Source organism: uncultured Caldilinea sp. (assembly GCF_937128415.1).
Classification (GTDB): Bacteria; Chloroflexota; Anaerolineae; order Caldilineales; family Caldilineaceae; genus Caldilinea.
On the sequence record NZ_CAKZMJ010000081.1, the window covers coordinates 24,529 to 48,025 of the forward strand.

Here is a 23,497-nt window from a genome sequence, read left to right on the forward strand (position 1 = left end):
TCCAGGAAGGGAGAGAGATCAAAGCGCCTATTCTTGCAAGGATGCTAAACCTGCGGCGCCCGTTCCGCCGTCGACATTTTCCACCCGCGCTTGTGAAGTGAAGGCGCGATCGCCCATCACCTCGACCGCCTCGCCGGTGATCTCGAATTCGCTGCGCAGCCGAATGTCATCCGAGCCGGCGCCGACCATCACGTCAACAGCGCCAGGCTCGACCACGAAGCGCATTTCATGGTTGTAAAAGCCAAGCTGGCGCATCTCCACGGTGAAGGTCACCGTGCAGCGTTCGCCCGGCGCCAGGCTGATCCGCTTGAACCCGGCCAGCTCCTGCACCGGCCGTGTGACGCGCGCCAGACGGTCGCGCAGGTAAAGTTGCACCACTTCGTCGCCGGCCCGCTCGCCGACGTTGGTCACGTCACAGGCGATCTCAACCTGCCCGCGGCTGTCCACCTGCGCAGGATGGATGCGCAGGTCGCTATACTCGAAGCGGGTGTAGCTCAGGCCATGCCCAAAAGCGTAGAGCGGCGTGTTCGGGATGTCCGTGTACTGACTGAGCGTGTTCTCCTCCGGCCGTTGATAGCCGCTGCCCATCTTGTGGTAGTGGTAGATGGGAATCTGGCCTTCGCTGCGTGGGATGGTGACCGGAAGTTTGCCGCCGGGGTTGATCTCACCCCAGAGTGCGGCGGCGATAGCCGGGCCGCCTTCCTGGCCTGGATACCACGCTTCGAGGATGGCGGAGACATGTTCGGCGGCCCAGTTGACCGCCAGCGGCCGTCCGTTGATCAGCACCAGCGCCGTCGGCGTTCCCGTCGCCCACACCGCCTCCAACAGTTGCTGCTGCACGCCGGGCAGCGCCAGCGACGCACGATCTTTACCCTCGCCGGTGGTCCCGTTCAGCATGGAGGAGCGGTCGCCCAAGACGACGATGGCGGCGTCGGCGCCCTTGGCGGCTTCAACCGCGGCGGCGAAGCCCTCCGTCGAGGGAGCGGTGAGGTCGCAACCCTGTGCATAGACGACCTCGACGCCCGGCCCAAGAAGCTGTTGGATGGCTTCGCGCACGCTGACCGCCGGATACATCGCTTTGATCGCCGCCTCGAGGTCTTCCACCGCCTGAAGATCGGCCACGGCTTCTTTCATCGCCTGCATCTCTGCCTCGTCCATCTGAGAGCGCCGAGCGTCGTCGGAAGGAAGGCCGAGGGAGACAGCCGTCTCAGGGTTGCGCATGATCTCGCGCATCAGCTCGAGAATGGGCGGGAAGGTGTACCACCCGAAAAAGGCGCGCATGCTGTCGGCGTGCGGACCGATCACGGCGACGCGCTTGAGGTCTTTACGCAGCGGCAGCAGCCCGTCGTTTTTAAGCAGCACCAACGACTTCGCCGCAAGTTGCTGCGAGAGGCGGCGAGGCTCCGGGTCCGAGAAGAGGGTTGCAACCTGGTCAACCTGCGCATAGGGCTGTTCAAAAAGGCCGAGCCGGAACTTCCAGGTCAGTGTGCGGCGCACCGCCTGGTCGATCAGCGCCATCTCCACTCGGCCTGCGCGCACGGCTTGCACCAGGTTCGGGTACGCCTCTGGATTGGGCAACTCGACGTCGAGACCGGCCTCCAGCGCCTGAATGGCGGCCTCCTCCAGGTCGGCGGCGACATGGAACTGCGTGAGCAAGCGGCGAACGGCGAAATAATCTGAGACGACAAAGCCATCGAAGCCCATTTTGCTGCGCAGCAGATCGGTGAGCACGTCTTTAGAGGCGACGCAGGGGACGCCGTTGATCTCGGAGTAGGAGTTCATGATGGAAGCCAGACCCGCCTCGCGGATGGCCGCCTCGAAGGGACGGGCGAAACATTCGTACAGCTCACGCTCGCCGAGGTGGGTGGCCGCACAGTTGAGGCCGCCCTCGCTGAGGCCATAGCCCAAGAAGTGTTTGCCGGTGGCGATCACGCCTTCACGCCAGTCTGCTCCTTGCAAGCCGCGCACAAAGGCGATGCTCATGGCGCTGCACAGATAGGGATCTTCGCCATAGGTTTCATGAACGCGTCCCCAACGCGCGTCGCGGGCGACGTCCATCACCGGCGAAAGCGCCTGCCGCATTCCAGCGGCGACCATCTGCTGGCGGATGACGTCGGCCATCTGCTCGACCAGCTTCGGCTCCCATGCGGCGCTCAGGCCGATGGCGGTGGGAAAGTTGATCGCCTGCGGCGCCACCAGGCCATTGAGCGCCTCGTTGTGGAAAATGGCCGGGATGCCCAACCGCGTCTGCTCCACCAGATAGCGTTGAATCTGATTGAGCCCCTCCACGGTTCGTCTGATTTGCACTCCACCCATCGCGCCGACGCCGGAAATCTGGCCGATGCCGTGGGGGAGCATCGCCTGCATCCTGGCTTGATTGACGCCTTGCGGCCCCCAAAAGGCGAGAGGCATAAGGCCGCAAAGTTGCGCCACCTTTTCTTCGAGCGTCATCTGGCTCAACAGGTCTGCGACGCGCTGTTCAATGGGGAGGGTGGGGTCTTTATACTTCATTGCGCTTCTCTCCTTTCCACATATAGATTCACTTCGCCGGTGACGCCGGAAAGCGAAATGATTTCTCCAAAGGTGAATCCCATCATCAAGCCTTCTGCGCCGACCTGCCGCTCCAGAGTGGTCGCAACTTCGATGCGCAGCCGATTTTCGCCGGGCGCCGCCAGGTTGGAGAGGTCGAAGCGAAACGGCGGCGCGATCTGGACGCCGGCGCTCCGTCCGTTCACGAAGACCTCGACGCCTTCGTGCGCATCTGTGATCTCCAGCACGACCTTGCCCCCTGCCTCGAGGTGAAAGTCGGTTTCATAGCGCACGAATCCCGAAAAGCGCGGGGCCTCTTCGGCGAGGCGATCGGGCAGATCCACCGCCTGCGGCTCTCCGAACCGGGGATATTCGATCCCTGCGCAGAGGCTGCGCATCCAGCCCTTGCGCAGCGGAATTTTTTGCCCTGTGCACGTCATCGGTTCCTGCAGCTCCTCCGGCGGCGTGCGGTCGAAGAGAATGAGCAGGCTCTTCAGCGGTTCGATTTCCACCTGAACCGCTGTTTTGTCCGGTTGGCTTGCATCTGGCTGCACGCAAAGGCGCTCGAGGCGGTTGTCCCAGGCGTTGTATGCGTAGCAAGGGCCTGCGCTCGGCAGCCACACCGTTCCTCGATATGGCGTCGCTCCTTCGTTGACAAGGCAATAGAGTTCACCGCCGTCCTCATAGCGGTAGCGGAGATAGCGAAGCCAAGGAGAGGGAGGCGAGAACGAGATGTCCGCAATGCCTTTTTCATCGAGCCATGTAACGAGTTCATGCAGGGGGACGACGTCGCACGCTTGCAGCTTCGCCAGCAACTCGCGTTCGCGCTCAGGATCGTCGCCGTTGCACAGCCCTTCGGGCAGAGAGTCGATGAACGCCACCGGGAAGCCGGCCTCGCGCAGCTCGAGGGCGCCGCAGGCAAACGCCTCGGTGACGAACTGGGCGGTCGGAACGACCAGCGCCCGATATTCCTGCGTATGGACGCGCAGCCCTGGGCCGATCGCCGTGCGATAGCGCTCGCGCTCCAGGAAGACGTCTTGGGGAACGATGTCGAAATCGATCTGGCGTTCGGTGAGCAGCCGCGCCGGCTTTTGCATGAGCATGCAGCGGCCGGTCCATTCCGCCTCGGCGTGATAGAGAAGGGCGACGGGGGCGATGCGACGGCCGCCGTTGAGCAGTTCGCAGACCCGGTTCATATACGCCATCAGATGACCGAAATGGCGGTATTGCGCATCGTGGCCGCCGGCGTAGAAATGCGGCGGGCAGTCGGGATCGGGAAATTCCTTCGGGCTGAAAGCATGGGGGACGAAATGATTGATCCCGCGCACCAGGCAGTGGTCGGTCAAATATTTTTGCAGGCGCACGCCTGCACCCCAGCCATAGGCGCCGAAGATCTCGCATAAGGCCCGACCGCGCTTGATGGGATCGATGGTTGCGTGGGATGCGCCGAGTTTGGCGAGCACGAAATGGAAGAACTCGTGATCCATGGCCGGCACCACGCCGCCGACGCCGATCCGGTCTTCGCCCTGGGGCATCACCTGTCGGGCGATCAAGTCCACGCCGGCCATGTGCTGGCCGGAGAGTCCGCGGAAGAAATGGCCCAGGCTGGAGCCGGTCCGCGCATGCTGGTTGCTGTCTTCGATGATATGGCCAATGTATTCGACGCCGTGCGCTTCGCACCATCGCCGGATCTGTTGAGAGAAACACGTCTCCACCAGACGGGTCACCGCGTCCATATAGGCGTATCGAACCCGTGCGGTCGTCGCTGCATCGGCCTCGTTTTCCCACAGAAGGGGGAGCAGTCGTGGATATCCCTCCCCTAGCGACTGTGCCAGCCGCTGCTCCAGCGCACGGCTCCAGGGCAGGTCTTGGTCTACGCCGAGCACGTTGCCGAAAGCATACAAATGGCCGTTGCCCAGCTCTGGCTCATCGGAAAAGAAGCCGGCGATCGTTTTGCCAAAGTCGGCGGCGTAGCGCGCGTAATGAGGTTCGTACACTGCGTCGATCAGCACGCGACAGGACTCGGCGTCCAGCATGTTGATGTAATCGCGGCGTGCGCCAAAGTTACGGGAAAGATGCAGGATGTAAAGACGCCACTTCCCCGCCGGCGGCGTCCATTCCAGGGCGTCTTCGATCACGCGATCCGACAGGTCGAGCATTTCGACGGCGGCGCTGCCATCCAGGCGCGCCGCGAAGACCCCAAGCAGCCGGTCGTCCGTGAAGATGCGCTGCGGGGCCGCTCTGCCCGATTGGAGAATCAGACGTTCGAGCTCCGTCGGCTCAGGAGGAGACGGCCGGCGCAGCCTGTCCGGACCAATTGTCACCTTCGAGCCGGGCGCGCAGTCGATGGTTTGACAAACGATGCTCTGACGGTGGAGCCGGGCGGGCGCATTGCGCAGCGCGCCGTTGGCGTAGCCGGTCGGGAAATGGGCGTCGTCCAGAATCCAGACTTTCATGCCTCGTTTGCGGGCTTCGTCGAGGATGATGTCCATATCGCGCCACCACAGCGGGCCGGCAAAGTCGGGATGGGGGCGGCTTTCCACGCATACGGCGCGGATGTTGGCGTTGTAGATGGCGGCCATGTATTCGCGCAGCGTGGCTTCGTCCTCGCCGTGCTGCCAGAAGAACGGCAGAATATAGTTGTCTCCCTGGTTCGCCAGGAGCTTTTGGATCTTGATGTTCATCTTGGCCTCTGGTGGAAATCAGCCTTTAACTGCGCCGAGCGCAATGCCCTTGGCGAAATACTTTTGGAAGAACGGATACGCCAGCAGGATGGGCAAGATAGCGACCACCACGATCGCCATGCGGATGGTGGCGCTGGGCAGGCTTCTCAAGTCCACGTTGCCGAGCTTGGAAGCGTTGCTGGCGAGAAACGTGATATTTTGGTTGATCTGATTGAGCAACAGTTGAATGGTGTACAGCTCTGGCTTCGTGATGTAGTACAGGCCGTTGATCCAGTCGTTCCAGTAGGTGATGGCGGTCAGCAAGCCCACGGTCGCCAGGATCGGCGTGGAGAGCGGCGCCACGATCCGGAAGAAAATGTGGAAGAGATTGGCGCCGTCCATCTCCGCAGCTTCAAATAGCTCGGCGGGCACGTTGTGGCGGATGTACGCCATCACGAGGATGACGGTGAACGCATTCATCAGCAAATTGGGCACGATCAGCCCAAAGAGCGTATTGCGCACCTGCAAAATGCGGGTGTAGACATAGTAAGTCGGCACGATGCCGCCGTTGAAGAGCATCGTCACCAACAGCAAGATTAGAATCACCTTCAGGCCAGGCACGCCCTTCTGCAAAAGGCCGAAGGCGAACATGGAGGTGATCAGCAGCGAGACGGTGGTCCCGATGACCGTCACGAGAACAGTCACGCCGTAGGCGCGGCCGATCTGCCCCCATTCTGCAAGGATGTATTCATACGCCGCCAGGCTAAAGGCGGGCGGAATCAAGCTGTAGCCGTTGGCGATGACGCTCCTTTCCTCCGTGACCGAAGCCGAGATCAACAGGACGAACGGCAGAACCGTCAACACGGTCAGGGACGCCAAAACAATGTGCGCCGTCGCTTTCCAGGCAAAGTTTTCTTTGCGCATACTCTGATTCATCTTCGATGCTCCCTTTAGAATAACGCATGCTCCGGGCTGATCTTCTTGATCGCTGCGTTGGCCGCGATCACCAGAATGAAGCCGACGATCGATTGATACAGGCCGGCCGCAGCGGACATGCCGAAGTTGTTCTGCGTCATCAGCGCATTGTAGACATAGACGTCGATCGTTTGCGTCACGTCGTAAAGCAGGCCGGAGTTTCGAGGCAGCTGGTAGAACAGCCCGAAGTCGGAGTAAAACATCCGGCTCATGTTCAGGATGACCATAATGATGACGACCGGCTTCAGCGACGGCAACGTGATGTGGCGGATCTGCTGCCACTTGGAGGCGCCGTCCACCTTCGCTGCGTCAAAATATTCGGGATTGATGCTGAGGATCGACGACAGATAGACGATGATGCCGAAGCCGATCCCCTTCCACATGTTGGCGAGCACCAGAATGAACGGCCAGTATTTTGGCTCCTGGTAGAAGGCGATCGGCTGATTGACGCCCAAAAGCGGCAGAATCGTTTTGTTGATAAAACCGGTTTCGGTGCTGAGCAGGGCGAACACCAGATAACTGACGACCACCCACGACATCAACATCGGCAAAAGGATCAACGTCTGGTAGACGCGGGCGATCTTCTGTTCGTGCAGCTCGAACATCAGGATGGCGAGCGAGACGCCCACCACGATGCCCAGCACAATAAACACTACGTTGTAGAGAATGGTGTTGCGCGTGATGATCCAGGCGTCGCCGGAGGCGAAGAGAAACCGGAAATTCTCCAGGCCGTTCCAGGGGCTGCCAAAGATGCCCAGCCGGAAATCGATGCGTTTGAACGCCATGACGATGCCGACCATAGGCAGGTAATTGTTGAAGAACAGATAGACCAGCCCCGGCAGCAACAGCAAGTAGGTCGCCGTGATCTTCGACCAGTTGCGACGCCGCCTGGCGACCGCCGTCTTTCTCAGCAGCGTAGTTTCGGAAGAAACCAACGATTGGCTCGACATGTGCATTTCCTTGTTCGATAAGCCTTCCGCCGGTTGGAAATCCGGCGCTTGCCTGGCGAGTCCGGCTCAAGTTTTTTTCACAAGAACATCCGGCAATCCTCGTAGGTGCGACTCAAAGCCGCACATTCTCGGCGGACCACAAGGTCTCAGACGAATTCGAGCAAGCGCAGCGACAAGTTTGCGCCTACCAAGTGCGCCTCCGGCCAAACGCACCCGCCGGAGGCGCACCCTGTAGGTCGCGCCTAACGCGAGGCCAACCACGCATCGAACTGCGCCTGATTGGCGGCGATCACCTCGTCGATGCCGGCGGCCTTGAGCTCGGCGTTCATCTTCTCCAGCGTGCCCCTGACGTCGGCGACGCTGCCTGTTAACAGTGCGACGTTGTACTTGTTCACCACCGCATCAATGGCGATGATCTGGTTGGTGTAGCCGGTGGGGTCGAACATATAGCCTACAGCTTTGGTCGGATTTTTCATATTGGCGGCGGTGTATTCGTCGGTGAAGCGCCTGGTGGCCCTCACGTCCCACTGGTATTCGTAGCGGCGGTCGCCGTAGAGACCATAGGTCACGTAATAGCCGCTGTTCTGGCCGTTCACCCCTTCAGGGAAGGCAATGACCTGCTCCACGTCCGTCTTGACGAAATGCTTGCCTTCGATGCCCCAGAGCAGCATGTTCGCCAGCTCATGGTCGGCGTACATCAGGTCCAGGAATTTGACGGCGGCCTCCGGCGACTTGGCGGTGATGGGCACGCTCCAGTTGGCGGATCCGTTCGGCGACAAGGAGGGATAATAGTTGATGCTGGTCGGCATGCCCACCGATTCAAAACCGAACGATGCTTTGGTGGTTGTCGTCTGCACAGGCTCCATGATCATGGGGTAGGCGGCGCAGACGCCAGCGTTCGTCTGCTCGGCCAGCGTGGCGGTGGTCGTGGCGGCGTCAGGCGGGATGTAGCCGGCCTCGTACCATTCGCGCATCTTCAAAACAAAATCTTCATACTCCTGGCTCGCCCAGAGATTGACGATCTGGGTGCTCTCCAGGCCGATCAACACGCCGGAGGAGGCGCTCGCTCCTAGACTATCGATTGGGAAAGGCGACAGGAAAAGAATGTTGGGGTTGACGCAGACCGGATACATGTCGGGATATTTGGCTTTGACTGCGCCGAAAAGTTCGCCCATCTCGTCGAGGGTGTAAATCTCTTTTTCCGGAATCTGGAACTCCGTCACCCAATCCTTATTCACGATGAAACCGGTCTGGACGCCATAGGTGGCATTGACCGGCGCGACGCCGTAGACCTCTCCGCGCACCGTCGCCGTCTGGAGGATCGGGAACTCCTGGCTCAGCGCCATGATCGTCGGCGCGTGCTGCGCCAGCAGCTCATCCAGCGGGTTGAGCAGGCCGGCGTCCACGTAGGGGACGATGTTTTGGAAAGGAATGACCATCAGGTCGATCCGCTCGCCGCTGGAGAGAAGGACGTGATACTTGCCGGTGAACGCCTCGAAAATGGGCAGAGGATAATACTCGATCTCGGCGTTGATCCGATCGCGGATCCGCCGGTTGATGGCGTCCACCACGAGCTGCATGTCAGCGGGCGGCGCGCCGCCGTGCAGATAGGTCATGATCACTTTTTCGGGCTGGCCGGTCGCAGCGGATTGGTCCGATGGTGCGCCGGTGGGGGCCCCAGGGGCGCAGGCTGCTGCGCTCAGGACAAGCGCCAATGCCGCGATCGCAAGCAAAACTCTCTTCATGGCTGACTCCTTTTTTCTGTCGTGTGCGTGATTCGGGATTGCTGACTGCCAGGCAATGTTTTTCTGTTTTCCGTGTTGCGCGCTACGCGTCGGAATCTTCTACGCAACACGCTCCACGCAGCCTCGCGCTATTAACATATCAACCTGGAAACCGGTGAACGGATCGTACAGCAGAAGGGGAAGGGTGTATATAGCCGGAAGCGATGAACAAGCTTCACAAATCCGACTATTTGCGATATTGTTGCGCGTATTCCCGTGGCGTCATTCCGTAATGCTTGCGGAACATCTTCACGAAGTAGGGGTAGTTGGCGTAGCCCACCTTCTCGGCGATCGTTGTGATCGTCAACGGCGTATGTTGGATCAGCTCGCCAGCGAGGAACATGCGCTGCTCGGCGATGTACTGGATGATCGTCTTGCCGTAACGCTTTTTGAAGGAGCGGGTCAGGTGATCGGCGCTGACGTAAAATCGGTCGGCAAGCTCCTCAACCGTCAACGCAGCGTCGATATGCGCCAGGATGTATTGGGCCACCTGCTCGGCGAGGCTCGTCCTGCCGGCGCTCTCCTCCACGGGCGCAACGATGTGCGCGTACTGTTCGCCGACCTCTTGCAAGAGCGCCTGTCGACGCCGTGCTTTGACTTCGATGATGGCCTTGCCCAGCACCTCAAGCAACGCCTCCGATGTGGCCGGTTTCATGACGTAATCGAGACATTGTAGCTTGACCGCCTGCCGCGCAAAGTCGAAGCGGTCATGGCAGCTCAAAATGATGTTGACGGTGTCCGGCGAGTGCTCCCTGGCCCATTCGATCAGGTCGAGCCCGCTGCCCATCGGCATTTCAATGTCGCACAGCAGCACGTCGATGCGTCTGGCCTCGAAGAGTTCAACCGCCTGGGCGAAGCTGTTGGCCGTAAGCACCTCTTTGAATTCCAGCTTGTCCCATGCAACGCCGTCCAGAATCCCCTGGATGGCGTATTTCTCGTCATCGACAATCAACAGGTTCATGCTTTCCTCTCCATGCCCAACGGGGAGGTCGTTGCCGATACTCCGGCGCCCTCAGAGCGGTTTCTCACGATCGGCAATACGATGCGCACCTGCGTTCCCTTGCCAAGGACGCTGGCGATCGTCAGGCTGGCGCGGTCGCCGTAAAAATAGCGGAGACGTCGCCGGCAATTCCAGACGCCGATGCGTCGGCCGGTTTTGTTTTCGATGATCTCGCCGTTCGTCAGTTTTTCCAAAATCTCCGGGGCGATGCCGCTGCCCGTGTCCGAAACGGTGATCACCATGGCGTCGCCTTGCCTGCGCACCTCGATCGCCACCTCGGTGACGTCGCCCAATTTTAACCCGTGCTTGATGCTATTTTCAACGAAATTCTGGATCAGCAGCGGCGGCGTAAGCGCATCTTCCAGCCCTTCATCGATGGCATAGGAGACGGTGAACGCGTCGGGGAAACGAATTTTCTGAACTTCCAGATAGTTTTGGACGAAGCTCATCTCGGCCGCCAGCGGAACCAGGTCCCCATTCTGCCGCAAGGCGTAGCGGAAATAGTCGGCCAGGCGTCGCACATATTCCAGGATGACCGGATAATTTTTCGACTGCGCCAGGCTATAGATCATGTTGAGCGAGTTAAGGATAAGGTGGGGGTTGATCTGAAGGCGCAGGTTCTCCCATTCGATCTGCAATCGTTCAATTTCATTTTCATAGGACTGAATGGTGAGCAAGTCGATCTGGGCGACCATGCGGTTGAACGACTCGTACAGATACTGGAATTCGTCAGTGTTCGCCTGAACGGTCACCTGGTGTTGCAGATTTCCGGCCTCGACCTCATGCATGGCGTCCGCCAGCACTTGGATCGGCTTGAGCGCGAGCTGCCGAATCGTCAGCCAGGTGAGCGGAATGATCAGGAAACTGAGGAAGGCGACAATCTGGAGAATGCGGTTGGTCAGCGGGATTCTGGCCGCCAGGCTGTTTGCATCCAACACGCGCACCAGGCGATAGTCCATGCGTTCAGATGAAGCAGCGATGACGTCGGCTGCCCTGCGCTCCCCAAGCATTACGCTCAAGGGGCGGCTTACGTCGTTCGCAACGCTCACGACCTCGCCATCGGCCATCATGGCGACCAGCGGATGGCCTGCGTCATCCGTCAGAAAAAACTGTTCGCCTTCGGAGGCGCGCAGATTGGAGGCGCCGGACAGCAAATCGCGCGCGTCGAGCAAGAAGGCGAATGTATAGGCCCTGTTCGGATAGTTCTTTAGCAAAAACGTGCGGCGTCCGGCCGTGACGACGACATAGCGGTTCGCCGAGCGCTGCAAGAGGTTCGGATCTGCGCAGAGCGCCTTGATGGCTTGAATCGTCGCGGCGTCATAGTTAGCGCCGGCCAGCGACTGACCAAACGCCACTGCAACTTCGCCAGAGGGATTGTGCTTTAGGCACACAACAGTGGCCAGGTCTAGCCGTTCTCGAACGCGGCGCAAGTCGTCGTACAGCCGGATGCGCAAGATGCTCGGATCGTCCGGCGAAGCGCCCAGGGCGAGCTCGAAGATGTTAGCGGTGATAAAGGCCATTGCCTCCTCCTCGATGTCTTGCAGCTCGGCGTCGATCCGCAACATGTGGGTGGTCAACTCATTGCGATAGGATTCACGCAGCCGGGATTGGAAATCGGCGATGCTGATGCGCGTCAGGACCACCGCCAGGATGTTGACCGGAATAATGGCGAGGCTGATCAAAAAGATCAGCCTCACCGCCAGCCGTCTGTTCTGTCCGACCAACCCCTTCACCATGGGCGCAACCGGCGTTATTCCATGACGCGCAGCTCGGCGTGGAGAGACGCCTGCGAGTCGCCGCCTGCCCATAGATCGAAAGTGGCCGCGTCTTGCACCCATTCGCCTGCGCTTGTGCTCCAGTAGCCAAGCTCATCAGGGCCGAGGTGAAAAGTCACCGTCTTTGTTTCGCCCGGCTCGAGAGTGACCCGCTTGAACCCCTTCAACTCGCGCATCGGGCGCGAGTCGCTCCCCGCCCGTTGATGGATGTAGAGCTGCACCACCTCGTCGCCAGCGACGGAGCCGGTGTTCGTCACGTTCACGGTGACGATGGCAACCTCTCCCACCTTAATCTCGGGTTTATTCACAGTCAGGTTGTCGAACGCAAAGGTCGTGTAGCTCAGGCCATATCCAAAGGGAAAGAGCGGCGTGGGCGGTCCATCCCAGTAACGAGCGCTGTACATGCGGCTGCCCTCCGGCGCGTGCGTGATGTTGCGCGCGTAGTAGAGTGGTTCGTGGCTGCCTGCGCGCGGGAAGGTGACCGGCAGCTTGCCGCCCGGATTCACGTCGCCGAACAAGACATCGGCAACGGCGCGGCCGCCTTCCGAACCTGGGTGCCACGCCTCCAGGATCGCCGGGACGTGCTCCGCAGCCCAATTGATGCTCAACGGACGCCCGTTGACAAGCACAAGCGCCACAGGCTTGCCGAGCGCAACCACCGCCTTCAGCAACTCTTCTTGGCGGCCGGGCAAATCGAGCGAGGCGCGCGAGGCTGCTTCGCCGGACATGTTGGCGGTTTCTCCCAGCGCCATGATGACGACATCGGCATTGCGGGCCGTTTCCACAGCTGCTTGGAAGGCGGCTTCCGCCTCCTCAGGCGTCTGTGGAGCCGGGCGCGGCGCACCGGAGAAGGTCTCCATCAAGGCGTCGAACGGCGATGGATAATCGCGGCGAATTTCAGGGCCAGGAGCATGGGTCACATGCGCATGCGGCAACTTCTCGCGGATGCCCTGAAGGATGGTGACCGCTGCAGGCTGATGGCCAAAGACCAGCCAAGGTCCTTCGAGCGCCTCCATCGAGTCGGCCACCGGGCCAATCACGGCCACGTTTTGCAAAGATTTGGAAAGCGGCAGGAGGTTGCCTTCGTTGCGCAACAACACCATGCAGCGCTGGGCTGCTCGGCGCGCCTCTTCTCGATGCTCCGGTCGGGAAAGGATCTCCTCCAGCCGAGACTCGTCTACATAGGGGTTCTCGAACAACCCCATGCGAATTTTGATGGCTAAGATCGGGCGCACCAGGGCATCGATGTCGGCTTCGGCAATGGCGCCGCTCCGCACCAGCTCCGCACCATGTTGCAGATACGTAGCCGAGGCCATGTCCATATTTAAGCCGGCGCGCAGCGCGCGTAGCGCCGCATCCCGGGCGTTATATGCAAAGCCTTGCGTTACGAGGTTAGCGACCGCAAAGGCGTCGCTGACGACGAAGCCCTCGAACCCCCATTCCTCTCGCAGAACGTCGTGAAGCAGCCATCGGTTGGCGCTTGCCGGCACGTTGTTCAAATCCATGTATGCGCTCATGAACGTGCCAACGCCAGCCTTCAACGCAGCCTGGAAGGGCGGGAAATAGACGTTGCGCAGCAGCGTCTCGGGCAGATAGACGGGATCGTAATCGCGACCGCCATCCGCTGCGCCATAGCCAGCAAAGTGTTTTGCGCATGCCAACATGCGGTCAGGCGCGCCGAGCGACTCGCCCTGGAAGCCGCGCACCTGCGCCGCCGCCATCGCAGCGCCCAGGTAAGGGTCTTCGCCTGCGCCCTCGACAATGCGCCCCCAACGCGCGTCGCGGGCGATGTCGATCATGGGGGCAAACGTCCAGTGGATGCCGGCGGCCCGCGCCTCCCGCGCCGCAATTGCCTGCGCCCGTTCAGGAACGTCAGGATCCCAAGAGGCGGCCATCGCCAGCGGCGTAGGGAAAATGGTGCGATAGCCGTGGATGACATCCAGGGCAAAGAGCAGTGGGATTTTGGAGGGGCTCTCCTCGACCGCAATTTTTTGCAACGCATTGAAGCGCTTGGGGTCATTCAGCCACAGCACCGACCCGGCGCCGCCCCGACGCACGATCTCCTCCGGCTCCGGCCCGGGGACAAAACCGCTGATTCCACCGATCTGCGTGAGCTGGCCGATCTTTTCCTCGAGGCTCATGCGCTCCAGGAGCTTTTCGACCTGCGCCGCAATGTCCGCGTCAAACAATCTGGGCGCGTTTGTCTCGACGTTGTGAGAGTTGTTCACATTTACACTCCTCTTTTTCATCAAATGGGGATTGATTCAGTTTGAATTATACACAGAGACGCCAAGAAGCAGGGCGGGTGCTAGAGAAATTCTACAGGAACGGAGGGCGAGCATGTATTAACAAAAACGATGAAGAGCGTGCACAAAACAGACGAATGAGCCGTGGAAAACCATCATGATGAAGAGTCTCAAGTCGACTTTGTTAAATGAGTTGCAGATCTGTGTCACAGACGCAAAATAGAATGCACTTTCACCTAATGATACAATATCCCCATGAACGAAGTTGAGCAACGCCTGTATGAGCGACTTGTTTGCGTCGCTTTCTCCCACTCCAAGCGAGCGGCGCGACGCCTGGGTAAACGTCCCCCGCTTCGCGATCTCCCCGGCAGAAACCATCGGAGGTTTTCGGCTTGGGCGCGTTGATTGCAGTCATCGGCAACACCGCAGTCGGCAAGACGACGCTGGTCGAGCGCCTGAAGCAGGTGGCGCCGTTTGCCACCGGCCTGGAGCAGCACGCCGAGCGCCCTTTTCAGCGCCTGCTGGTCGAAGACTTAAGGGCGGGGCAAGGGCGCCGTTATGCGCTCGCCAATCAGATCGACTATCTCCTCCTGCGCGCAGAACAGGAGCTGGCGATCCGCAGCCGGCCAGGGATCGGGTTGGTCGACGGGGGACTGGACGAAGATTTTTACGTCTTTACGCGCGGCTTTCACGCCCTCGGCATACTGGACGCCGCCGAATTTGCGCTGTGTGAGCGTTTCTATCGCTTCGCACGCGCCCTCCAACCTGAACCTGACCTTTACATTCTGCTGCAAGCGCCGCTAGAGCAGCTCGCAGAACGCATGAAGCGGCGAGCGCGCCCCATCGAAATCGCCTCCATCGACAGCCTGCCGGTGCTCCAACAACAGCTCGAGACATGGGTGCAGGGCATTGCGCCGCAGCGTCTGATCGTGCTCGACGCCTCCACGCCGACGCTGCTGGCGTTGCCAAACATCCAACAAGTGCTGAAGACGATCGAGCAGCGCTTGAGCGTTCTCACCGAATGAAATTTGCAGCATCAAAAGCGTCTAAAAAATTCCGACTCCGACCTTATCCGGCGCCATCCGCATAAGGCTGTCATCGCTCCTGCGGCAGCCCCGACAACTTGAATCCACTCTTACCGACGTTTTCCCAGAGTAGCAGTACGCTCTTTGCCATGAACAAATTGTGCTTTGCGTTTGTCTGGGTGGGGATACTGTTCCTGGCGGCGTTCAGCGCACCGCATGCCACGTTCCCCGAGGCGCATCGGCCGCAGCTCGGCATGCACGTCGCCCGGGGAGACGCCGCCCATCTGCTGGCCGCACGCAAGGCCGGCGCCGATTTCGTCGTCGTTGTCTTCTCCTGGGGCGACATCGAGCCGACGCCGAATTATTTTTACTGGGAGGTCCCCGATGCAGCGCTGCGCGCCGCCACCTTCGCAGGCGTCGAGGTCGTCGCCCGGCTGGATCGCGCGCCCGACTGGGCGCTCGACGATGCGTCGCCGACGCCTTGGGATCTCGACGCTTACGCTGCATTCGTGCGACGCGTCGTCCAACGTTACGGCGAAAAGCTTGCGGGCGTCATTCTCTGGAACGAACCAAACCTTGCGCTCGAATGGCAGGGGAAGCGACCGGACGCCGCCGCCTACGCCGCGATGCTGGCGCACATCTACCCCGTCGTCAAGGAGGCTGCTCCGCATCTGCCGGTGGCGGCCGCCGGACTGGCCTTTACGCTCGGAGACGGGGCGAACGCAATCAATGATCTGGACTATCTGCGCGAACTGTATGCCGCCGGAGCCGGCGCCTCTTTCGACGCGCTGGCGGCTCATCCTTATGGCTTTGGTCAGCCGCCGGAGCAAGCGCCGGCGCCGGATCGCCTCAATTTCCGCCGTCTGGAGCTGCATCGCAGCCTCATGGAGGCGAACGGCGATGACCACAAGCCCATCTGGGTCACCGAAATGGGCTGGCGCACTTCCGCGCCCGATCCCGCCGACCGGTGGCAGGTGGTGACCCCTGCGCAACAGCGGGAATATACGCTCGCCGCCATCGAATTCGCCGCCGGCTATCCCTGGCTGGAGCGCATGGCCTTTTGGGAGCTGACCGCCGCCGAAGATGGCTATGGCTATGCGCTCTGGCAGGGCGAAGGCCGCACCACGCCGGCCTACGATGCGCTGGTGGAGCGTCACGAAGCGCGCAGGGTGGCAGATGCAAACGAAGGCGCATCGGCGGCGCCTGAGGGCATTTCTCACAACGAAGCGCCTCCTTCGGCCTATTTTTGCGCCGCCGTCAATCCGTGCCGCGTCGTCGAAATTTTGGCCCCCGACGTCATCATTCGGTTAGGCGACCGCGGGGAGCTCCATCCCCATTGGGTGCATCTCTATGAAGGCGGCGAACGCTTCAGCCCTGCCTGGGAAGGAGAATTTTTCGTCGGCGCAGCGGCGGCGGGGCGGCGGCAGACGCTCGTGCTCGAGACCATGCAGATCGACCAGCCGACCAACGAGGTGTGGATCAACGGCCGATGGATTGCCCGGCTGCCGGCGCGCACGCGCCCCGACCCGACCAGCACCTGGGCTACAGCGCGCATCGCCCTGCCTGCAGAGGCCGTGCAGCCAGGTCGCAACACGATCCGCATCGTCAGCGGGATGCGCAATCCGGCGCGTAGTTTCCGCTGGTGGCGCTGGGAAAATTTTCAGTTTCGTCATGTGCGTCTGGAGTCTTTCTCGAACGAAGCCGACTTCCCTGCATCCACTTTTGCGCCGATGTGGCGTCCACTGCCCTCTCCACCGGGCTGGGGAGAGCCGATGCGCGTGCGCGTCTTCAATGCACAGGAGATAGAAGGGCCGACCGTCTGGCTGACGGAGAATCGCAACGGTCAGCTCTGGCGAGGCGCAGCGACCTCGACCGGAACACTCTCGCTTTCCCCTGTGACGCCTGTGCACGCCGAACGGCTCGTCGTCGATGTAGCCGTCGACGACGAGTTCACGCTCGCAGCCACGAACCGCGGCCTCTTCTGGAGGCGGGGCGAAGCGGACTGGGCGCCTGCCGCCGCCCCGTCCGTTTACGCGCATGTGGTGATGAAAACGGACGCCGGTTGGTGCGCCGGCCTGGAGGGACGCGGCCTCTGGTGCGCAGACGAGCCGACGGGGCGCTGGCGTTTGCTGGGGCTTGCCGGCCGCTCCGTGTTTGACCTCGCGATCTCTGAAGAGAGGTGGTTTGCAGCGACCGACGCCGGCGTCTATCTACGCACGGCTGCGAGCTGGCGACGGTTGCCCTCGTTGCCCATTGCGGAACGGAGCGCCGCCGACGCCAACTACGTTCCCCGCCTCTTTCTCGGCGCTCAGGGGGAGCTTGTCGCTCGCAGCGACGGCAGGCTGCTGCAATGGGACGAAGGCTCAAATCGGTGGGCGCCCTTTGGTCCGGAACAATTGCAGGGTCGTCTGTACGCCGTGCTCGACTGCTGCGAAAGCGGCGCGCAGATAGCGGGCAGCCGCACCGGCCTATGGCGACTCGAAGCAAAGGGGGAATGGCGTCGCGTCGACGGTGGGTTGTTCGACTATCTGGAGTTCACCGAAGGGGTGCGCGTCGGGCGCCACATGCTCTGGACGACGACCAACGGCGCATTTCTCGCCGAAGTCGACGCTGCGCTTGACCTTCAGACAAACTGGCGCACAGTGGAGGGACTGCCGACGACGGTCGCTGCACTGGTGATCGATCCAAAGGACGCCATGCGCTGGCTTGCAGGCACGCCGGTGGGCGTCTATCGCAGCGAGGATGCAGGCGCCAGCTGGCGAGCGGTCAGCCCGCCCTGGATTGTCTGGGACATGACCCTGGATGCGGACGGTCGCCTTTTGGTCGCCACAAGCGGCGCCGTCGTTTTCACCGACGATGCCTTCGCCGCCGACGTGCGCTGGCGTGCAGCGCAAGGGTTGGAGGGCGTGACGTTTTTCACCGTCAGTCCCGACCCCAATGCGCCGGAGCGCTTCTGGGCCGGAACCTGGGGCAACGACATCGGCGTCAGCCTCGACGGCGGCGAGACGCTCGAGCGACTCGGCGCAGGGTTGGAGACGCTCAGCATTCTGTCGATTTTACGGCATCCGACGCCCGGTCAATTTACGGTCGGCGCCATCGAAGGACTTTTCCGCAGCGATGACGGCGGCGCAAGTTGGTTCAAGCTGCCCGGCGCGCTCTCCTCGCAGACGATCTACGCCCTGATGCAAACCGACGACGGCGCGTTGTGGGCAGGCGCAGCCGACGGCCTGTGGCGCAGCCCAGACTACGGCGCAACCTGGGAACGGCTCGAGTCCATTCCCTCGACGACGGTGATACGACTGGACAAGGCCGCAACCCCAAACGGCTCGCTGCTTTGGGCGGGCGGCGAGCGGGCCGGCTTCTGGTGGAGCCAGGATGGCGGCGCTTCCTGGAGTTTCGCCGGATTGGCGGGGCGGAGCGTCTATGCGCTGGCATGGGCAGATGGACGTTTTATCGCAGCAACGGATGACGGTCTGTTTGAAGCTGCTCCATAGCAAGACCCCCTTATCCCCCTTGTTCCCCAGCCTCGTCCCTTCGACGCCGGAGATGAATGCGCAGAGGTGGAGAAACCTTTTCTCGATTTTCTCCGTAGTGGAATTCAAACATTTTGTATTGCATTGCATCTTGGGAAGGATGCGCGCTGTGGAACAACCGATCATCTCCGCAAACTCGGTGCAAAAATGGTTTCGCAACGGCAAGGTCGAAGTGCATGCGCTGCGCGGGGTGGACATCGCCGTGCAGCCCGGGGAAATGGTCGCCATTATGGGGCCTTCCGGCTGTGGCAAGACGACGTTGCTGAACTGTCTCTCCGGCCTGGATGAATTCGACGACGGGGAAGTTTACATCGAGGGGGTGCGTCTTTCTGCAATGAACGACAGAGAGCGCACGCGCCACCGCGCGCAACGGATGGGTTTTATTTTTCAAACCTACAACCTGCTGCCTGTGATCACGGCGGTCGAAAACGTCGAGCTGCCCCTGCTCGTCGCGGGCATGCGTCCAAGCGCCGCGCGCAAACGCGCGCTAGAGGCGTTGGAGCAAGTTGGACTGGCCAACCGTGCACATCATCGCCCGGCGGAACTCTCCGGCGGAGAACGCCAACGGGTGACCGTGGCGCGCGCCCTCGTCAACAACCCGGCGATCGTCTGGGCGGATGAACCGACCGGCTCGCTCGACAGTAAAACTGCCGACGAGATCGTGACGCTCATGCGCACACTCAACCAAGCGCTTGGACAGACCTTCGTCGTCGTCACCCACGACCCCGACGTCGCTGCTGCATGCAACCGCATCATTCATATGCGAGACGGACGGATCGTCTATGCTTGAAAATCTTTCTCTCCAGGTGATTGCGTTGTTGGTGGGCGGCGTCACCGCCATTCTGCTCTATCTGGCCTTTTTGTGGCTGCGCAACCCCGTGTTGATGAAGATCGGGCTGCGCAACATGCTGCGACGCCCCACACAGTCGGTGCTGATTATCATCGGCCTGACGCTCAGCACAATCATCGTAGTGAGCGCACTGGGCGTCGGCGACACGCTGCGCTACTCGATTCAGAAACAGGCCATCGCAGCGTATGGCGAGGTCGATGAAATTATTGCGCCGCCGTTGCTCTCGATGCTGGCGAACATGGCCAATCCAAACGTCGATCCAGCGCAGGCGCAGCAGACGCAGCAGACGCTCGAAAGGTTGATGGAGGGTGGACTGAGCAGCGTGCTGGCTTTGGCGCAGGGCGGCCTGCCGAGCATCGACGAAGATCGGCTGGCGCGGCTGCGCGCGGCCGCAGCCGAAGAACCGCTGATCGACGACGTGGCCGGCGCCATTGTCTTCCCGACCATCGTTCGCAACGTCACCACCGGGCAAAGCGAACCGTTCGGGTTCATTTTCGCCGTCGATGACGACTACGCCTCCGGCTTCGGTCTTTCCAGCGTGGAAGGCGAGAAGTTGACGATGGGGACGCTCCAGCCTGGGGTGGGCAACATCTTCCTCCAGGCCGGCAATCTCTTCTCCCTCGTCCCGGCGCTGACGGAGCAGTTCGGCGAGCTGCAGGCGTCGGCGCCCCTCTCCGCCACGCTCGACGATCTGGATGCACTCCAGGCGCTGGCCGGACTGGGTGCGCTCTTCACCGTCGTCGATGCGGAGGCGTTGCCCGATCTCGATATTCGTCTTGACACGTTGGACGCCCTGGGCGTCGATACGACGCCGCTGCGTGCGCTTGGCCGAGACAGCCTGACGCTGCGCGAGCTTGCTGTTCTGTTGCAGAGCGCGCAGGCGATCGAGGCGGCTTCCGGCGAGGTGACGACGACTCTCTCAATTCCGTTGACGGGTGTCATCACCGCCACACAGCCGCTCACCGGCAGCGCCGCAACACTGGAAGTCGATCCTTCTCGTCTAAACCTGACGGGCGCCCTGAGCGCGTCCTTGGACGACTTCGCCGCCGACCTGTTGCGCGCCGTCAATCTTAATACGCTCGGCTACGAACTGGACAACCTCCTTGGACGATTTGGGCTGCAGTTGCGTCAGGGTGAACTCTATCTCAACCGCCTGGGAGCGGAGCGCCTCCGTGCGCGCACCGGCGATCTGCTCGAAATCTACATCGGCCCGCTGCCCGTGCGCTATCGGGTGCGCGCCGTCGTCGATCAGGCCGGCCCGCTGAGCGCGCTGACGCCGGTGGTGATGCTCCGGCTGGATGAAGCGCAGCAGCTTCTGTTCATGCCCGACAAGGTTAATTCGGTGCTTGTCTCCAACCAGGGGGACGCAATGACGGGCATGCAACACACCGAAGCGGTGAGCAGACGACTGCGCTTGCTCGCCCTCGACGATGACGCAGTCGCCGCCATCGCCGCCATGCTCGCCCGCCCGGATGTGCGCACCCGGTTGACGCAGTTGAGCACCGATCTGCCTGAGGCCGGAGCGGTGCGCCTGGAGGACGCAGAAGAGCTGCCGCCGCTGCTGGCCGGCGTTCTGGAAAGCGTATTGAGCGCCTTCCAGATTGAACAGATGACGCGGCAAGACGTCGAGGCGCTGCTGTCCGCCGGCGAAGCGGGCGTCGATACGCCTGCCTTGCGCCAGCTGCTTGCGTCTCCCACGGTGCGGGAATGGCTGCTGACGCTCGATCTGCCCGACGAGGTGCGTCGAGAGTTCGCCACCGCCGTCGCCAACCTCAATCAATTTGAGCAGATCGAACCGCTCAACAAGGCCACCATTGTAGCGGCGGCCACCGTCGGCGGCGGCCTCTTCGCTTCGCTCTTCAGCGTCTTTGGCTCTCTCTCGATTCTGGCGGCGCTGCTGTTGATCGTGCTGATTTTCGTCATGCTCGCCGCCGAGCGTCGGACGGAGATCGGCGTCGCGCGCGCCATCGGCGTGCAACGCAGCCAAATCGTGCAGAGCTTTATGGCCGAGGGGATGGTCTACAACCTTGCGGCTGCTGCTCTCGGCGTGTTGCTCGGCGTCGGCGTCACCTTCGCCATGACTCAGTTCATCGGCCAGCTTTTCAACGACATGACGGGCGTGATCAACGCACAGGTCGGCGGCATCTTCGCCGTCAGCTTCGCCATCTCCTGGCAGTCGATTGTCGTGGCCTACTGCGTCGGCGTACTCATCACCTGGCTTGCCATGACCCTCGCTTCCTGGCGAGTGACGCGCATGAACATCGCAACCGCCATCCGCGACCTGCCGGATGAAGCGGAGGCGCGCCGCCGCTCCTGGTCAGGGGTCATCTGGCGTTGGCTCTGGCCTATCGCTGCGCTGGGCCTGGGCGTTTATCTGTTGGCGCTGGCGCTAAACGTCCAATTGCTCAGCTTGACCCTGATCGCCGTGACGCTCTTGCTCTATGCGCTCGCCGTGCTCGCAGGCCGACTGCTGGAATTGACGCCTGTTCGCAACGAGGCCGGCTATCGCTTCGTCTATACGCTCCTTGGAGCAGGCTTGCTGGTCATCTGGTCGCCTCCCTGGAGCGCCCTGGCGCCGCAGTGGCTGCCCGAACGCTTCCCCTGGGACCCGGCGCAGGCGCCCACGGTCTTCACCTTCGGTGGGCCGTTGATTATCGTCGGCGCCATTTTGGTCATTATGTTCAACGCCGATCTCCTCAGCGGCCTTGTCAGCGCCATTTTGGGCTTTGCGCCGTCGCTGCGCCCCGTGCTGCGCACCGCCATCGCCTATCCGCTCAGCAACCGTTTTCGCACCGGCATGACTATGGCGCTCTTCGCCATGATCATGGCGACTGTGGTGGTGATGGCGGTGGTGATTCACACCACGCAGTCGTTGACGCAGCTGGATGAGCGCCAGACCGCCGGCTTCGAGATCGAAGTCTCGCCGACGCTGCTCAGCTTTTTCAACCCTGTCGAGCACTTTCCGACTGCGCTCGCTTCCCTCAGGAACGATCCTCTACTGGAGCGAATTGCCGCCGTCGGCCTGGTGACCGAACAGTGGATGGAAGGCAAGGTGGCGGGCGAGAGCGGTGGATTTCGCCGCACGAGCATGGCGGGCGTCAATGAAGGATACATCGAATCGGCGCAGCAGGTCTATCGCCTGCGCAGCCGGGCGGCGGGCTATGAAGACGACGCCGCCGTGTGGGAGGCGCTGGCGACGCGCGACGACGTTGTGATTGCGCGGCCGCATCTCTTCGACGCAGCGCCGGTCTTTCCCTTTGCGCCGTCCGATCTGTCTGATGAAGAGACTCCAGAAACGATTTCTCAGTTCGAATCGGGTGAGGCTTCGGTGCGCGTCGAGCGCCGCAACCGATTTCTGCCGCCGCTGCGTCTGGAGGAGAGCCAGGGAGAGGTCCTCCCCGACATCTTTCTGACGCTGGCGACCGATGGTGCCGACGGCGTGCGTCGCGAGCACACCGTGCAGGTGATCGGTGTGCTCGCCGAAGACGCCAATCTCGTTTCATCGACGCTGATCGGGAGTGAAACGACGCTGCGACATCTGCGCAGCATCCCGGTGACAGGAGACCGCATTTACGTGAAAGCGAAGCCTGGCGAAGATGCGCGTTCGGTCGCCGCCGCCATCGAAGCTGCGTTTGTTTCAAGCGGTCTCGACGCCGTCACGCTCGCCGACCAGTACGCGCAACGCCAACGGCTGACCGGCGGCGCGCTGCAACTGTTGCAGGGTTTCATGGCGCTGGGACTCCTCGTTGGCATTGCAGCGTTGGGCGTCATCTCGACGCGTTCGGTCTATGAGCGTCGTCAGCAGGTGGGCATGTTGCGCGCCCTGGGCTATCAACGCGGCATGGTGGGGCTGAATTTTCTGATCGAGTCCAGCTTTGTGTCGCTCACAGGGCTGGCCATCGGTGTGCTCACCGGCGTCGTGCTGGGGGATAACCTGGTGCTTTCTTTCTTCCCGCAGATTACAGAAGAAGTGGTCGGGGCGCCATGGTCACAGATTGGGTTGATGGCGCTGACCGCTTATCTGTTTTCGCTGTTGACCACGCTTGCGCCGGCCTGGCAGGCCTCACGCGTCCACCCGGCCGAAGCGCTCCGCTATGAATGAACTTCTGTGCAATCTGCGGTCGTAAGGAAACCGCAGATTGCACAGAAAAGCGATCAAGCCGTGCA

General features: G+C 61.5%; 12 protein-coding genes. 4 read left to right on the forward strand and 8 right to left on the reverse strand.

Going from position 1 to position 23,497, the window contains the following annotated elements; translation table 11 throughout:
- Positions 1 to 27: 27 nt before the first annotated feature.
- The 8 genes from Q0367_RS15085 to bglX form a co-directional block, all read right to left on the reverse strand.
- Complete coding sequence (locus Q0367_RS15085) at positions 28 to 2,511, reverse strand: glycoside hydrolase family 3 N-terminal domain-containing protein (protein WP_297632739.1); 2,484 nt, start codon at positions 2,509 to 2,511, stop codon at positions 28 to 30.
- On the reverse strand, positions 2,508 to 5,213 hold the full coding sequence (locus tag Q0367_RS15090) for a hypothetical protein (protein ID WP_297632742.1): 2,706 nt from the start codon (positions 5,211 to 5,213) through the stop codon (positions 2,508 to 2,510). The genes Q0367_RS15085 and Q0367_RS15090 overlap by 4 nt, the downstream gene beginning before the upstream one ends.
- Positions 5,214 to 5,231: 18 nt before the next feature.
- On the reverse strand, positions 5,232 to 6,128 hold the full coding sequence (locus tag Q0367_RS15095) for a carbohydrate ABC transporter permease (protein WP_297632745.1): 897 nt from the start codon (positions 6,126 to 6,128) through the stop codon (positions 5,232 to 5,234).
- 14 nt (positions 6,129 to 6,142) lie between these two features.
- The gene (locus tag Q0367_RS15100; RefSeq protein WP_297632749.1) at positions 6,143 to 7,117 is read right to left on the reverse strand and encodes a sugar ABC transporter permease; all 975 of its coding nucleotides are present in this window, start codon (positions 7,115 to 7,117) and stop codon (positions 6,143 to 6,145) included.
- A gap of 242 nt (positions 7,118 to 7,359) precedes the next feature.
- A complete protein-coding gene (locus Q0367_RS15105) occupies positions 7,360 to 8,862 on the reverse strand; it encodes an ABC transporter substrate-binding protein (RefSeq protein WP_297632752.1) in 1,503 nt (500 codons plus the stop codon).
- A 226-nt stretch (positions 8,863 to 9,088) separates the two neighbouring features.
- Positions 9,089 to 9,862 (reverse strand): helix-turn-helix domain-containing protein, encoded by a 774-nt coding sequence (locus Q0367_RS15110; RefSeq protein ID WP_297632755.1) that lies wholly within the window; start codon positions 9,860 to 9,862, stop codon positions 9,089 to 9,091.
- Positions 9,859 to 11,637, reverse strand: coding sequence for a sensor histidine kinase (locus Q0367_RS15115; protein ID WP_297632758.1), 1,779 nt, complete (start codon positions 11,635 to 11,637; stop codon positions 9,859 to 9,861). Before Q0367_RS15115 ends, Q0367_RS15110 begins: the two co-directional genes overlap by 4 nt.
- 14 nt (positions 11,638 to 11,651) lie before the next feature.
- Positions 11,652 to 13,904 carry a beta-glucosidase BglX gene (gene bglX / locus Q0367_RS15120; RefSeq protein ID WP_297632760.1) on the reverse strand — a complete coding sequence of 751 codons (2,253 nt, stop codon included), beginning with the start codon at positions 13,902 to 13,904 and terminating at the stop codon, positions 11,652 to 11,654.
- 410 nt (positions 13,905 to 14,314) lie between these two features.
- On the opposite strand from bglX, the gene Q0367_RS15125 reads away from it, so the two are divergent.
- The 4 genes from Q0367_RS15125 to Q0367_RS15140 all read left to right on the forward strand — a co-directional run bounded on the left by Q0367_RS15125 (position 14,315) and on the right by Q0367_RS15140 (position 23,432).
- Complete coding sequence (locus Q0367_RS15125; RefSeq protein WP_297632763.1) at positions 14,315 to 14,947, forward strand: deoxynucleoside kinase; 633 nt, start codon at positions 14,315 to 14,317, stop codon at positions 14,945 to 14,947.
- Positions 14,948 to 15,096: 149 nt separating this feature from the next.
- Complete coding sequence (locus tag Q0367_RS15130) at positions 15,097 to 18,441, forward strand: glycosyl hydrolase (protein ID WP_298983234.1); 3,345 nt, start codon at positions 15,097 to 15,099, stop codon at positions 18,439 to 18,441.
- A gap of 148 nt (positions 18,442 to 18,589) precedes the next feature.
- Entirely contained in the window at positions 18,590 to 19,270 is a 681-nt protein-coding gene (locus Q0367_RS15135) for an ABC transporter ATP-binding protein (protein ID WP_298983236.1), read from the forward strand.
- Positions 19,263 to 23,432 (forward strand): FtsX-like permease family protein, encoded by a 4,170-nt coding sequence (locus Q0367_RS15140; RefSeq protein WP_298983238.1) that lies wholly within the window; start codon positions 19,263 to 19,265, stop codon positions 23,430 to 23,432. The genes Q0367_RS15135 and Q0367_RS15140 overlap by 8 nt, the downstream gene beginning before the upstream one ends.
- The last annotated feature ends 65 nt before the right edge of the window (positions 23,433 to 23,497 follow it).